We start from the raw sequence: 15,765 nt of genomic DNA, 5'->3' as shown, positions 1-15,765 counted from the left end.
ATCAAAAATGAATACTTTAAACCCAAATTCACTTGAAAAGAAAAAATATACACCTTGGATCGTTTTGACGTTACTTGACTTTGTAACGATCATCAGTTTTGAGAATATTTTTTATCCTTTCCAAAACCAAGGTCTTTCTGTTGTCGTTTCGTGGATCTTTATGCTTTTTGTCTACGTTATTCCATATGAATTGATCGTTAGCCAATTGGGATTGACGTTTGATCAACAAGCCGGAGGTCTTGCTTCTTGGATCCGGCGCGGAACTGGGAGCGACTTATTTGGTTATGCGACTTCATGGATGTATTGGGTCCAAACGATCCCATATCTCGTTGACGTTTCTAACTCGATCATCGTTTCCTTTAGTTGGATCATTTTGGGTGATGCAACTTTGAGTAGCCATATGTCGACTTTTACTTTTGGACTTTTGACATTTGTGATCATTTTAGCCTTTATTCTTTTGGAAAATGTCTTCAAAAATGCGCTTGAGATCTTATCTTTGATCGGTGGGGGCGCAATGTTTGTCATGTCGATGCTCTTTGTTTTGATGACTGGTTATGCTTTGACACACGGAGCGCATATCGCTACGCAACCGTTCAATTTGAGTGCTTTCAAACCAAACTTCAGCTTGCATTATTTTTCAACGACTGGACTTTTGATCTTTGCGATGTCTGGGGCTGAACTAGCTGCTCCTTACATCAGTCGCATGAAAAACCCTAAAGTCGAATTTCCCCGTTCAATGTGGCTTTTAGCAATCATGACTGGGGCTTTGACGATCTTTGGGACTTTAGCTTTAGCTGTCTTCTTTGACGCTAACAATATCCCAAATGACTTCAAGATGAATGGTCCTTACTATGCTTTCAAATTACTAGGCCAACAACTCGGCTGGGGCAACAGCTTGATGTACGTCTTTGCCGTCGTCCAATCATTTTTCATGTTAGCTCAGTTAGCAGTTTTGATCGATGCGGCTAGTCGGGTCTTTGCAGGCGATGTCAATCAAAAATATATGCCTTCTTGGCTCACAAAGAAAAATAAAAACGGTCGTCCTGTACATAGCTATACTTTGACAGCTGGGATCGCACTAGTCTTGTTACTTTTGAGTGGGACTTTACCAGATATCAACTCGATCTATAACTGGTTGTTGAATTTAAATGGGATCGTTTCGCCGTACAAGACATGTTTAGTCTTTGTGGCTTTCATCGCAGTTCGCTGGCAACAAGACAAATTCTCGTCTGATTATATCTTCATCAAAAATCGGACAGGCGCTTTGCTAGTTGGGTTCTGGTGTTTCTTATTTACGTTTGTTTGTGCTACGATGGGCTTTATTCCACAAAACGCTCACTTTGGAACAAAACAATTTGGACATGAATTGATGATGAACTTCTTCTTTGTCTTCTTGATCTTTGGCATGGGTGTGATCTTACCTTTCTTGCGTAAATTAGAACTTAAATTAAAAGCTCGGAAACAAAATTGATCTTTAAATAAAAAGGCTAGACCGCCTAAAGTGGCAGTCTAGCCTTTTTGCATCCCTTATTTTTCTTTTCTACGTTTTTTACCTAAACCTAAAAGTCCTAATAAACTTGCACTGAGCACACCTAGTCCTGATAGCGGAGTCGCTTGAGCTTTAGTTTCACCAGTTTGTGGTAATTCAGCTACTTTACCTAGTTTTTCCTGAACTGGTCTCTTTCCTAAAGCGACTGGCTGCTTTCTAGTTTCATTAGTTTGCGGTCGTTTGACCACTTCAGCTAGTTCTTTTTTAATTGACTCCTTTACTAGAACAACTGGCCGAGTTTCAACTTCACTAGTTTGTGGTCGTTTAGCTACCTCTTCTTTAGTTGGGCTTTGCGCTAAAACTAACGGTGACTGTTTAGTCGATTCTTTTTTAAGCGTCTTTTCTTCTGAACTGTTAGGAACATCAGACGTTAAAGTTTCTTTTTGGTTTTGTTTTTCGGTAGGCAACTCAGCTGAAGTTTTAGCTTTATTTTTCAGCAAAGTTAAGAGCGCAAGCGTCTGTTGTTCATATTCAGCTGCACTTTGCGCATGAGCTACAACATTTTGTTTAGCTTCTTTAGCTTTAGCCAAAATATTTTGAAGTTCAAATTGAGCTTTGCGTGCTTTTGCAAGCGCTCGCTCTATTACTTTAGTGAGTTCAAAGGCCTTACTTACATCATTTTTAGCTTCAGCATCGACCTCTTTTAATGTTTGCTCAAGCACTCCAAGCGTCGTAACGCCTAAACGATGCTCATCAGCAACAACTGTTACTTGTTGTTGTGCAAGTCTAAACTCTTTAAAAGTCAATTTGGCTGTCGAAGCAATACTTTGAGCTTGTTTTTCAGCTAAAGAACTCACTTTGCTTTGAGCCATTGAAGTAAACAAGCTCGCAGCTAACGCCATTGCCTCACGCGTTTGCTTAGCACTCTTTTGGGCCTTTAAAGCAAAGACATCAGCTTCACTTAAGATCAGGCTCAGATCTTTAGCATAACTTGTGACTGTGCGTGAAAGATCCGCTAATTCTTGCGCTTTTCTTTGGAATTGATCTGCTAAACTCGTTTTTTTCTCATTTTCTTTAGCTTGGGTTTGAGTTGCCAACTTATCTTTGACTTGCTCTAAATATTTAGTCATCTCACTCACGAGCGCCTGCGCATTTTTAGCTGCCTTGCCGGCCATTTCGGCTTTAGTCTGAGCTGTTTGTTGGGCTCGCGCGCTCTTTTGCGCGACTTCACTGACGACAGTGGCCAAACTCGTAACTGCTTCTAACGCGCCTGTTTTGGCCGCACGCACTGCTTCTTTAGCAACATTAGTAGCCGTAGTTTTAACTTGGGCAAAGTCTGACAGCGCTTGAGTCACAGCTGCAAGGTCTTTAGTCGCTTCTAAATCAACTAGACTAGCTTTCGTAGTCAACTGTGTAACGACTTGCATCAGCTCCGTCGGGTTTTCTTTGAGCTCTTTTAACAAAGCTTTTATTTGCGAAGCTAAAGTGACGGTTTGAGCAGTTGCAGCTTTAGCTACACTAGCTGCACTACTTGCTTGGCTAGCATAACTAGCGCTCGCCAGATTTTTGATTTCAAGTGCTGTCGCCTCGATCTCGTGCGCTTTGGCTTCTGCCTGTGCATAACGCTCAGCTTGAGCTTTCATGCCTTCTAACTGTGCTAAAGTTTGTTCAAATAAATCTCGTTTGGCTTGTGTACTTTGCGCTTTTTGTAAAGCCTTGGTAGCTTGTTCAACTACTTTCGGCGTTAGAGCTTTTACTTTTTCTAGCGCCTCAAAAGCTTTTTGGGGATCATTTGGAGCTAACTCTACGCGTAAGTTAGCCTCACGCACAGCTTGATAAGCTTTTTTCGTAGCTTCAGCTAGAACAGACGCCTCTGTGGCAGTCAACTCTGCTTCTTTAGGAACTTCAAAGGTATCAGATTTTATCGTTTGTGCCAACGCCTTTAAGTGTTGTAAACCATCATTAGTTGGCGCTATTTTCGCAAGCGCTGAGATATCTTCGACTACTGAAAGCAAACGAGGATCGAGCTCTTTGACTTTAGTAGCAGCGTGCTTAGCTTGTGTTGCTTTGTCTTGGGCTTTTACCACTGCTTCACTCGCCAATTTAAGATAGTTAGCCAGCTCGCCTTTAGTAGCTTTGAGCTTTTCTGCAACGACTTTTTCTTGCACAGTATGTTTTGCTTGGTCTAAAAGTTGTTTTGCTTTTGTGCCCAGTTGCGATAATTTCGCTAAAAGTTGCTCTAACTCAACTTTTTTTGCCTGTGCTTCTTTTGCTAGGGACTCTGCCATATCTCCTTTGTGGTCAACAGCCTCTACGAGCGCACGTGTGTTTTCTTCAGCGTCACTTGCTTTAATTGTTGCTTCACTAGTATGTTCAGCCGCACTTAGCACTTGAGCCAGTGTTCCTGTCAAAGCATGATTTTGGACAACATCAGCTGTGCTTACTGCTTCGCTTGTAGCTTCACTTGCAAGTTTTAGCTCTGTTTGGGCGGAGCGATGTAGTTTTTGAACCTCCTCATCTAAAGCTGACGCAAAAGTTTTGCTCTCAGCAACTTCGCTTGCAAGCACAGCTCCACTTGCTTGTAAGCTCAACGCTTCTTGGCTTAGATCAGCAAGTTCGACTGCTTCTGGATAAACTTGCGCAGCTGATGTGACCGCCTCTACTAGTACAGGAACTTGGCTGAGCTCTGCTTTGACTTTAGTATCTAGCTCGTTTGCCATCGCACCTAAAGCTTGGATCTTCGCGACTTCTTTAGCGCTCTGAGCCACTTGTTCTGTACTTTTTACATGAGCTTGTTGTGCGTTTGTAGCCATTTCTTTAGCTCCTTTAGCGAGCTCACGTGCTTTGACATAGTCTGCTAAATTCGCTTTTAGTTCATTTAACTTAGCTAATGCTTGTTCCAACTGCACCATTTGTGCTTGCCCTACTTCAGCTACCGTTAAAGCGTCTGTAGCATTTTGCTGTGCTTTTGTAGCAGCTTCTTTAGCTGTTTGACTAGCTAGTTCAGCTTGGCTCGTCGCTAAATCAACTTCTTTAGCCACATTTTTCACTTGAGCTAGATCCCCCGCCAAAGCATAACTTTGAGCCTCACTCGCTCCACTAGTTACTTGAGCTCCAATCTTTCGAACATCTTGTTCAGCCTGACTCGTGGCTTGATAATTTTTTTCTGCTTCACTTGCTAAATGCGTAGTTGTCGTGTTAGCATCGTTGATCGCTTGCAAAGCTGAAGTTACTGCAAGTTTTGCTTCATTTGCTTTTGTGACAAATTCTGCTAATTTTTGATCAGCTGGTTTCTGTTCAGCTAAAGAGGTGATCTGGGCTAAGAGCGTTGGAACTTGCGCGCTACTTGTTTGGGCCTGTTCAGCCACTAGGGCTGTATTGGAAGCTAATGAAGTCGCTGCAAGGGCTGCTTTATAAGCCTGGCTCGTATGATCCGTGTTTAAAAGTTTAGCAGCCTGTAACTTAGCTAGCTCGGCTAAACTCTGCGCTTGCATCTTAGCCTGGTTATAGTGCGTGACGTCACTTAGTAATTTAGCTAGTTGCGTTACGACCGAATCTACTTGTTGTTCTTTTTGTAAAACTTTGCGAGTTTCTTTTGCAACTGCCTGCTTATTTTGCATAACTTGACTTACGCTCGGTCTAGCTTTTGCTTCAGCTGCACTAACCTTAGCCCCAGCTTTCTTGACACTTGTAGTAACACTTAAAGCTTGACTATCGTTTCCTAAAGCGGCGTAACTCTTAGCTAGATCAGCACCACTTTGAGCTTTAGCTACAGCTTGTTTAGCCAACAGATCAGCCTCACTGATAAGCGCGTACTGTGCACTCGTTTCATGCGCGCTATTTTGTGCGACCTCTGCAGCACTCAGCGCTTCACTAAGAGCTCCTTGGGCGAGCTTTTGCAGTTCTTTTGCTTGTTGAGCGCTAGCAGTCAACTTCTCATTATCAGGGTCAGTTGCTAATAAAGTGATCTGTGCCACTAATTCATTTACTTTAGAAGCTAAATTTTGTGCTTTTTTTGCAGCACTTGAAGCTTTTGGAGCTAAATTCAAAACATCACTGACCGCTTCACTAGCTTGCGTAGCATAACTAGCTAGCTTATCTTTTAGCCCAACTGCTGTTTTGACTTCTTCTTGGGCACTTGAGGCATAAAGAGCAGCTTGAACATAATGTTTAGCTTGTTCTTTTAATTTAGCTAACTGTGTAACTGCTAAACTAGCTTGATCGTGTTGCTCAACCACCTTTTTTACGTCCTCTGAAAGTTCCTTTGCTCTATTCTCAGCTTGACTCGGTGTTGCTTTATTTTGTTCTTTTAATTCATCGGCTTCAGCTGAAAGTTCAAGCAAAGCTTGCGCGACACTAGTTGCTTTGGCAACATCACCTAGCACAGCATAACTTCTTGCGGTACTTGCCAAATGAGTGGCTTTCGCTCCAAGAGAGGTGACTGTTGCCGCAACTTCACTCGTAGTTTTCAATGCTTGCATGACATCACTAGCTGTATTTGTCGCTTTCGTTGCTAACTTATCCGCCCTATTTGCTACTTCAACAACTTGTTTTTGAGTTGTCAGAGCTTGTTTAGCTAATTCTTCAAGTTTTGGTATTGCTACGTTATTTGCAAGTTCGCCAAGGGCTTTTGTCAATTCGGTCGCTTCAGCTTTCAAATGAGCAATTTGTTGAGCGTTTGCATCTGCATTCTTCGCCAAAGCTTGGGCTGCACTTGCTGACATACTTACTTTTGCAACATCACTATCAACTTGCATCTTTGTCGCTTTAAGCGCCAACCCTGTCTTTTCAGCTAGATTGGCTTGTTCATCAGCTTTTACATAAAGCTTAGCTGTCTTCAAAAGATCATTTAGTTTTTCAAGCATTGAACGGGCTTTGGTTGCACTCGTTTTTCCTGCTTGTTCAGCTTGTGAACTCTGCTCAAATTGGAGTTTAGCTTCTTTGGCCGCATTTGAAGCATTAGAATAAACATCATTTATTTTTGCTGCGCTCAGACTAGCCAAATGCGCTGAACTTGCAGCTTGGCTCTCAGCGCCAGCTAAAGCATAACTTTTAGCGGCACTAGCAGTACTATTGACTTCATTGACACTTAGATCTACTAACGAATCAGCCGCACTAACTGCCAAATATTTTGTCGTAGCTAAACTTGCAAAAGTAGTCGCTTCGCTAGCAGCAGACCGCGTCGTTGCAAGCTCTGTATCGAATTGTGTTTTTGCCGTTTGCGCTTGCTCACTTAATTTTGCAAGCTCAGAAATATCTGGATGTTCACTTGCAAGAGTTGTCAGCATGTTTACTAGTTCTGGCGCTTTAACGCCTGCATTAGCTATTGCATCTCCACTACTTGCGCTCGTAGCTAAAGCTAAAGCTTCCTGAGCTGCAACACTAGCTTGACTTACAAATGGCTTAAGCTCGTCACTGAACTCTTGGACTTTCCCCCGCGTTTTCTCAGCTTGAGTGGCTTGAGCTAAAGCATTAACATATCGCGTTGTGAGTTCTTTTAGTCTATTTAACTCAGTTACAGCCTCTGTAGCTTTAGCTTGAGCTGCTATGGCTTGAGAATTTGCGCGAGTGGCCTCTTTTTGAGCTTGAGTGGCTTGAGCTAAAGCAGTCGTAGCCTCTTTTTTAGCTTCATTGGCCACAGCAAAAGCTAAACTTGCTTTCATAGCTGCGCTTGTGGCATTATTTGCATCGCCTAAAACGGCATAGCTTTGTGCTAAAGTGGCAGCACTTGTAGCTTCACTAGCCGCTAAACTCACCTTGTCTTCTGCTTGACGTGCTTTGTCATACTCATCACTAGCTACACTAGCAGCACTTTGAGCTTGAGCTAAAGCACTTGTGGCTTCACTGACTGCACTATTTGCTTTGGCCTTAGCTTCTGAGTTTTTTCTTGGTACCGCCAATGAATCAAAGACAGCAGGATCTTTTTGCGCTAATGAAGTGATCAAAGTTGCCAATTTCGTTGCATCCGTTCCCAAATCATTTGTCTTAGTAGCTGCACTGTCTGTCGCAGGGAGGACAGCTGCTGTTTGCTCAACTGATCCATTTATTTGCGTTGCTGCCTTTGTTACGTCTTCCTTAGAACTTGTGGCTTTTTTAGCTAAAAGTTCAGCTTGCTCTGCTTGTGAGAATGCATTCGCGTATCGTTCAGCGTCCTGAGCAAGCTCTGCTAATTTTTGGAGCGTCGTTTCAGCTTGGCTTTGCTTTTGCTCAACTATTTTCGCAGCTTCAGATGTTTGTTTTAGTTTTGGTAAGGCTTTTCCTAAAACAGTTGTAATTTTAGCTTTAGCTTGCTCTGCTTGTGTGGCAGCTTCACTCGCACTTTTAGCAGCACTTGTGGCTTGGCTCTCAGCGCCTAAAACAGCATAACTAGTTGCCTGACTAAAGGCTTTTTCGGCATTGCTTGCAGCTAGATCTGCTTGTTCTTTAGCCGTATCAGCAAGTGCGACCATGGAAACAACTTCTTTGGCATTATTTGAAGCTTCACTTGCTGCACTAGTTGCTTCAGTTGCATTTGTTTCAAGTCCTTTTTTAGCATCTGTAGCTGCTTTTGAAACGCTAGCTAATTGTGATATCGTTGGATATTTGTCCGCTAAACTGGCGATCTTAGCCACGAGCGGTTCTGCTTTTGTTGCTAAACTTTGAACGATAGTTGCCTTGGCTTGTGCTTGCCCAGCTAAACTAGCAATCGTTGCGCTCGCTTCGCTTGTTTGTTCAGCTTGCTCAGTTGCATTGTTTTTAGCAGTATCAGCGCGATCAGCCTCTGAGGCGGCCAGCTCCGCCTGTGCTAGAGCGTTAGCATAACGTTTTGCTTGGCTGGCTAGCTCTTGTAATTCAAAAACAGCATTAGCGACTAGACTTTGTTTTTGTTGGGCCGTTGTTGTTGCTTCAGTCGCTGAAACAGCAGCTTGACTTGCCTTTGTTTTATTTTCTAGCGCAGTTTGTTGTGCACTAGTGGCTTTTTTAGCGGCAACACTTGCGACACTCGCCGCACTAGAAACTTTAGTCACATCCCCTAAAGAAGCAAAACTTTGCGCTGCGACCGTTGCACTCGTGGCCTCACTTAAGGCTGCACTTGCGAGTAATTGCGTGTTACGAACAGCTTGATAATTTACACTAGTAGCACTGGCTGCACTAGATGCTACCGCCGCTACACTCACAGCTTCACTTATAGCCTCGGTTGCTTGTTCACTAGTCTTTACCGCACGCTCGTTCAAAACCTCTAGGTCAGCATTAGTCGGATATTTACTTGCTAAACTTGCGATCTGCTCAGCTAATGAAGTTAGCATAGTTTCAGCGCCCGTGCTGCGCTCTGCCTGAGCTTGTGCCTTTTTTGCAACTGTACTTGTATCACTAGCAACCTGTTCTACTTCCCCTTTGGCGGAATCAACAGCTTGACTAGCCTGCAATGTAGCTTCTTTAGCCAAAAGAGCAGCTAAACCATATTTTTCGGCTTCTAAATACTGCTGAGCTTGTGTTTTAGCATTTTGTAACTTATTTAAAACTTGGACTAACATTGCTTGAGGAACTTTCATTTTTTCCACAGTCGTTGCGGTAAGTTCAGCTGCACTAGTTGCTTTATCAGCAGCACTAGCAGCTGTCTGTTCAGTAAGCTCAGCTTTGGTAGCGACCTCACTAGCTACTGTCACTAAACTGTCAGTCTCTTCTTTAGCTGCCTTGAGGGCGAAACTTTGAGCAGCACTTGCGACACTAGTTGCTTCGCTAGCTTCACTGTTGCTCAAGTTTTCTTGCGCTAGAACTTCAGGATATTTGGCCATTGCTTCGGCAACAGCACTTACTGCAGTCGTCGCGAGATCGTTGACTTGGTTCACAGCTACACTAGCCGTACTTGCAAGACTCGTTGCTTTTTTTAAAATTGTAGCGACTCCGCTATTTTGCGGATTTTCACTTGCCATTTGCGTCAATTCGGCTACTAGACTCGCTAAACGAGCAGTCTCCTCGGTTGCTGTTTCTTTCTTAGCTTTAGCAGTTTGTGTGAGCACTTGAGCCGTACTGTTTGCTTCACTTGCCTGATGCAAATATTTTTCGACATTTGCTTTAACAGTATTTACTTTAGTTGCCGCTTCTTCAGCTACTTTAGCTTGGTTTAAAGCAGTCACATAGCGCTCAGCTTGCGAAGCTACTGAATCAGCCAGTAATAACAACGTACTTGCCTCGCTCGCATAAGTCATAGCTTCTTTAGCTAGACTATCCGCAGCAACTTGACTATTACGGGTCTGCTCGACTTCTGCACTAACTTTTTGGTTGATCTCATTTGCTTGTTCCGATGCGCTAGTAGCTTCTTTGGCGGCGCTCTTAGTCTCTAGGACTGCGCCTAGTTTAGCTTGACTTGTAGCTACACTATTAGCACTACTTGCCGCACTTACTGCTAAACTAGCTATTTGTTGGGCTTTGCTAGCGACTTGCTCATGTTTTGCATTTGCTTGTTTCAAAGTTTGGATCTGTGCTGTTAAGGCTTGAGCTGCGCTGGTAGCAACACTAGCTTGCATAGCTGCACTTGACGCCTTGGTACCCTCCGTCATCAGTCCTTCGACAGCTGGATATTTAGCGGCTAGATCACTAGCTGTTTTAGCCAAAGCTAAGATCTGCGGTGTTTTCATCTCAGTTTGGGCAACGTTTTCGGTAGCTGCATCCAAAAGTTCATTTGTTTTAGTAAACATCTGTCCAACTTGAGTCGCCTGCTCATTGATCTGAACTGCAGCTGTCCTTGTATTTTCAAAAGCTTGTCGAGCCTTAGTAGCATATGATCCAGCTGCTAAATACGCTAAAGCATTGCTATCAGCAGTTTCGATCTTGGCCAAGGCTTCACTTGCTTGCATTTTAGCATCCAGAGCTCTTTGAGCGGCTTGTGAAGCGAGCTTTTCTGCTGCTTGTGCTTGCTTAGTTGCTTGACTGACGGTCTGGTCAGCACTTGTGGCCCGACTTTTTGCTTGACTTGCAACACTGGCTGCACTCGAAGCGTGGTCTTTATCTCCTACGACAGCATAACTTGTAGCTTCTTTAGCTGCACTTGAAGCAGTACTTGCTTCTAAGCTGACAGTCTTTTTCGCAGTACTTGCGGCTTGGTAAGCACTTGAAGCATCACTGGCAGCACTTGAAGCAAGCGTGGTCGCTTGACTAATTGTCAGATCAGCCAGACTTGCTTTGGCAGTGGCATTTGAAGCCTGGGCAACTTCGTGCATAAACCCTGTGTTATCAACATGGGGCGCCGTTAATTCGCTCAATTTTGTAGCGATCGTAGCTACTTTTGCGAGCAGTTCTTTTGTTTGTCCTGCCAGAGCATTTACTTCTGTAGCTGAACTAGTGGCTTGACTTTGAGCTAAACGAGCTCGCTCAAGTTCGCTTTCGGCTGTTGTTTCAGTAACTTGGGCCTGACTCGCAGCTGTACTTGCAAGTTGGGCATAACTTCTAGCAGCGGCTAGATCCAGCGCACGTTGGATCTTTTGCTTATTTAAAGCCAGTTCAGTAACCGCTCGTTTGATTTGAGCAGCAAGATTTCCTGTTTGCAGTTTTAAAGTCGCTAAACTTGTCAAAACATCTTCTGCTTTGTTAGCACTGCTTTGCGCTGATAGCACTGCTTCATGCGCTGTTACCTGAGCTTGGCTCGCAATACTTGCTTCGGAATCTAGCGCTACTTGCATCGCAGTTTGAGACGCTAGGCTTCTAGCTTGTGTCGCTGCACTTTGCGCTAAACTCAAAGCATTATCTACAGAAGCACTTGCTTGTCTTGCTTCAGATCCCATAGTGGCAACATTACTTTGCGCTGTTATAGCAGCACGAGCTGACTCTGCCAAACGGTCGGCTGCCCTTGAAACAACTTGAGCTGTACTTTGAGCTTTAGCTACTTCACTAGCGACTTCTGGCAAAGCTAAATGTTCTTTTGTCATCTCATTGATCTGCGTTAAAGTCGTCTTGGCAGAGTCAACTTGGGTCTGAGTCTGCTCAGCCTGACTAGTTACTGCAGTAACTTGGGGAGTCACTTCATTTTGAGTATTTGCAACTTCAGTAACAGCTTGCATAACAGCTTTTTTCTGTTCGGCGATTTCTTTAGTCTTATTTTCTGTGAAAATTTTAGTTGCTTCTTGCAGTGCCATTTTAGCTGATCCAAGTGTTATTAAAGCAGCTGTACTTGCTCTTTTAGCTAAGCTACCAGCAAGCTCAGCTAAACTCAGTGCGCTTTTCATTTCATTTGAATAAGTGACCATAAATCCAGGCAGTTGCTCAGCCGCTGTCTTAGCATCAGTTTGAACTTGCATATCAAAGATCTTTTTAGTACTTTCAGTATTTTTTAAACTTTTAGTAGCTTCCGTCGTTGCTTGGCTTGCTTGACTTTCTGCCGTATCCATTTGTGCTTTAGCTTGGGCAAACTGGGAAGCAACACTATTCAAAGCAGTTGCTACACTCGTCAATTTTTCATCATCTGGATATCCATCTGTAAATTTAGTCAATTTTTCCTGTAAGCTAACAAGCTCGGCGTTTGTAGCTTGAAGTGCTGCTTTATCAGCGATGACTGCTTTAAAAAGCTGGGCAATTTTTGCTTGCTGTTCTTTGCTCTGCAAAGCCGTTGTCTCGATATAGGCAGTGGCACTTGCAACATTAGCCCGAGCAGTTAAACTATCTAGCGCTGCCACCTGTTTAGGAAAACGCCCTGTCATGTATTCATTTAACGCTTCAAAATGTTGCTTTAATGCTTGAACTTTTTCAGTTATCCCTGCACTATCGGCCTGAGCGATACTTTGCGCAGCTGAGCTCAATTCACCATTAGCATAGTAGCTAAGTGCTTTGGAAAAATCACTTGCCTGCTCACTAGCAGCACTCAAAGTTTGATCATAAGCATCTGAAACTAGTCTTAGATCTTCTAACGACCCGTTTGCTGTAAGTTCATGTAACAAAGTCGTCGCTTCAGATGTATATTGACTTGCTTTCGTTTGAGCCTCATCTTTGAAAGTGGAGTCAGTCCTTGCGATCTCTTGCAATACTTTAGCTGCTGAATTTAATGCCTCAGCAGCGTTACTGATCTCTTGTTTTTTAGGACCAGCTTTTATTTGAGCATTTTGCAAAGTTGCATTATCCCTATTTATGCCTGCTACTATTTTGCTAATGTTTGAATTTATGAGGGAACTATTTACTTTAATAAAAGTCGTAGCATTACTTTGAAGGGCACTTAAGTTATCTTCGACTTTTTTCAAAGCTCGCTTAGCATTGGCACTTGCTATCGTTGCATTGCCCACTTCAGAAGTTGCCAGCTCGGCATAAGACGTCTGGGCGCTTGCAGCACTTTGCATTACATTTTGATCGTTTGCGCTCTGAGCATCACTAGCAGTTAAAGAAGCTTGTAATGCTGCAGTGGCGTAACTAGCTGCCTTTGAGCCTGCCATAAGTTCAGCCGTCGCTAAGCTTTGATAAGCGTTCGCTTGGGTTGCAACACTTGTTGCTCGATCTTTACTTCCTTGTACATCACTTGCTTTTAGCGTTACTGCTTGAGCTTGACTTGCAGCATGTTCAACTACAGCAGCAATGCCAACTGCTTTAGCTGCTAACGAGTCGACTGCAACTTTAGACCCAGCAACAAATGCAGTCTTATAAGCAGGGGTCAAATTATGTATCGAACTTGCAACTAAGATCTTATCTGCAGCTAAACTAACGGGTAGCTCGATTACCCAAGCGCCCTGCTTATCGGCTCTGACTAAATAATCAGGAGTCGTTTCAGTCGGCGCCGTCAGACTATAATTTAGCTCTGGAATTTGCTCCAATTGGCCATCTTCGTAATAATTTACAGTCACATAGGCATCTGGGCTAGTCGTCCCACTGAGACGAGTCGTTTTGGGCGTTATCTTATCAGCATCTGCCAACGTCAAAGTATTTTGCATTCCGTCTGTACTATACTGCAAGAATCTTGCTTGTCCAAGCTTGTTAGCTAAATTTTTGCCTGCCAAAGTGACTGCCTGATCCAAACCAATGACATTTGCAGTAGTAGAGTTGGAAGTTCCTGCTTTATCAAGCAAATAACTCGCTTCCTTAAATGGTCCAACTTTAACCCCAGTCGGATCTGACTGGATCGTAACAAAATCAGCTTTGAGTTCACCTGAAAAGTCAAATAATTTAGACGCTAAACCAGCTGAAGTATTATCAAATGTCACATCGTCTGGCCGATAAAGACTTATCTTTGAATTAGAGGCTGCTGTTATCAAAGTCGTTTTGCCAGCACCACTACCTTTTAGCTCTACATTAGCACCTTTACCAAAAGAAAGTGTTGCACTTCCGTACGTATATAGCAACGTATTTTCTTTTTCAGCTTTGTTTTGGATGCTCAAAGTTCCACCATCGTTGACAAAAACGTTACCTGCTCCGCCAATATAAACGTTACCGTAGTCTGTATCACCGCTATTTTTGATATCTAACTTAGCCCCTTTACCATTGATCCGGATCACGCCACCATTATACATATAGATATCATTTGTCGTTTTAAGTCCCTTTTCATTAGTGAGTTTTAATTGGGCATTTTCAGCTAAAACGATCTTACTATCGGCTCCGTTCAAATAGATCAATGTTCTTTGGAGATCACCGTCGGAATTTTTTCCAACGGTCACTACCGCTCCTTTTTTGAGCGTTAACGAACCGTTGTTGATATAGATCACACTATCAGTGTTTCTCCGGTAGCGATCTGCATTTTTGATATCGATGTTGACTGTTGAACCTTCATCAAAGGTCACTGCCCCTCTTGTATAGATCAACGCAGATGATTTTTCACCTTGACTTTTAGTCCCGTCATTAGTTTGAATGATGTTGACTGTTGCATTTTTACCAACCGTAAAATGTGGCGTACCATTATTATTGATATAAATATTACCACCACGATCTGTTTGGAGCGTTATCTGAGCATTCGGCTCAATTTCTAGTGCTGAAAGCTCAAAATTTTGCTGATATGGTTGCACAGCCACATCGTTTCTAAATTTTGAAGTATAATTAGGCCCTGACACAAAAGTACTTTTTCCCGCTAACACAACGGTGGCTGTTTTCGTATTAACGGTTTGTGATCCATAGTAATTGACATTATTGAACTTGATCGTTTGTTTGACACCTTCATCTAAATAACTAGCGCCACTTTTAGAATTGATCGAAAAAGCTCCCCATCCCCAATAAGCATAGAGCGTCAGATCATTTAGCGTGAGATCCATCGCCTGAGAACTTTTCGTATAAAAAACGATATGTGCATCGTTAAAATCGATCTGATGCCCATTACCATTGATCGTTAGGTCGCGGATCTGGTCAAACCACTGTGTACCTGAGTATTTAGCCCCATAATCGATGTCAGCTTGTAAATTGATCGTTTTGATCCCATTACTCCCTAACGCTTTTTGGAATTCTTCAGCTGTCGTAACATCTGCGACCGTAACTAGCTGAGAGCCATTTTCTCCGAGAAGATCTGCTGAAGGCGTAACTTCTGCTTGTGCATTTGCGTCGACAAAACTGGCACTTGCTACGACCTCTTTTTCCTTAGCTAATAAGCTGACTGTTCTAATTCGCTGAAGTTGCTCTGCTTCAACTTTAGTCACGTCTTTTGTTAACTCTTGATCAGCTAAACTTTTGGGCATAACGCTATCTGCTTGACTAAAAGTAGCCGCCTCAGCTGAGCGCGTTTCTTTTTGTGAAACGACCTGAGCCCGTGCTAAAGTATTCTCAGATGTTGGCGTAGTAGTCGCACTAGGACTAGGCACAGGTGAAAGCTCTACTTGTGCAGTAGAACTAACTGATCCAGTCGGCTCAGAAACAAGCAGGTTCTCTTTTTTCGTTGTTGATGCTACTGGTTGCTCGCTAGCAGACCCAACTGAGGCAGGCATTTCCTTAACACCAGAAGTACTTGAAGTTACTTCTTTATCATTTGTTGGCGCTTCAGCTAAACTTGTCGTGGTATCACTTGGATCTTGTTCGACCGCTTCACCACTACTATCAGGCTGTATTTGATTTTTTTCATCACTTGTAGCTCTGTTGCGCGCCTCCTTAGCTTCACTCGTATCAGTCTGAGGCAAAACAAATTCTTGTTGTCCTAAAGGTGCGCTAACTGTATAAACTGACATATCTTCGACATTTTTTGTTTTAGTCTCGACTTGATCAGCTTTAACTGGGCTCACTCCAAGCTCAAAAAAACCAAAAGCGGCAAAGACAAGCGGCGCAACGACCCAACTTTTCCCTGCTTTATACATTTTATAGCGCTTTTTGAGTTTCCCCTCACTAAATAAATTTTCCTTTTTTTTCAT

At 43.1% G+C, this 15,765-nt stretch carries 2 protein-coding genes; one reads left to right on the top strand and one right to left on the bottom strand.

Features of this window, described 5'->3' with window-relative positions; translation table 11 throughout:
* Nucleotides 1–7: 7 nt before the first annotated feature.
* The gene (locus QFX10_RS06135; protein WP_280605392.1) at nt 8–1,471 is read left to right on the top strand and encodes an APC family permease; all 1,464 of its coding nucleotides are present in this window, start codon (nt 8–10) and stop codon (nt 1,469–1,471) included.
* A 56-nt stretch (nt 1,472–1,527) separates the two neighbouring features.
* Here QFX10_RS06135 and QFX10_RS06130 read toward each other — a convergent pair whose 3' ends face one another.
* Nucleotides 1,528–15,765, bottom strand: coding sequence for a pectate lyase-like adhesive domain-containing protein (locus tag QFX10_RS06130; RefSeq protein ID WP_280605391.1), 14,238 nt, complete (start codon nt 15,763–15,765; stop codon nt 1,528–1,530).

The organism is Ligilactobacillus faecis (genome assembly GCF_029889745.1).
In the GTDB taxonomy this organism is placed as follows: Bacteria; Bacillota; Bacilli; order Lactobacillales; family Lactobacillaceae; genus Ligilactobacillus; species Ligilactobacillus faecis.
Note: the sequence above shows the minus strand (reverse complement) of the source record. Positions and strands in the feature narration are given on the sequence as shown.

Coding starts and splice junctions, on each gene's coding strand:
- QFX10_RS06130 (WP_280605391.1), bottom strand. CDS start 15,765: ATGAAAAAAAAGGAAAATTTATTTAGTGAGGGGAAACTCAAAAAGCGC.
- QFX10_RS06135 (WP_280605392.1), top strand. CDS start 8: ATGAATACTTTAAACCCAAATTCACTTGAAAAGAAAAAATATACACCT.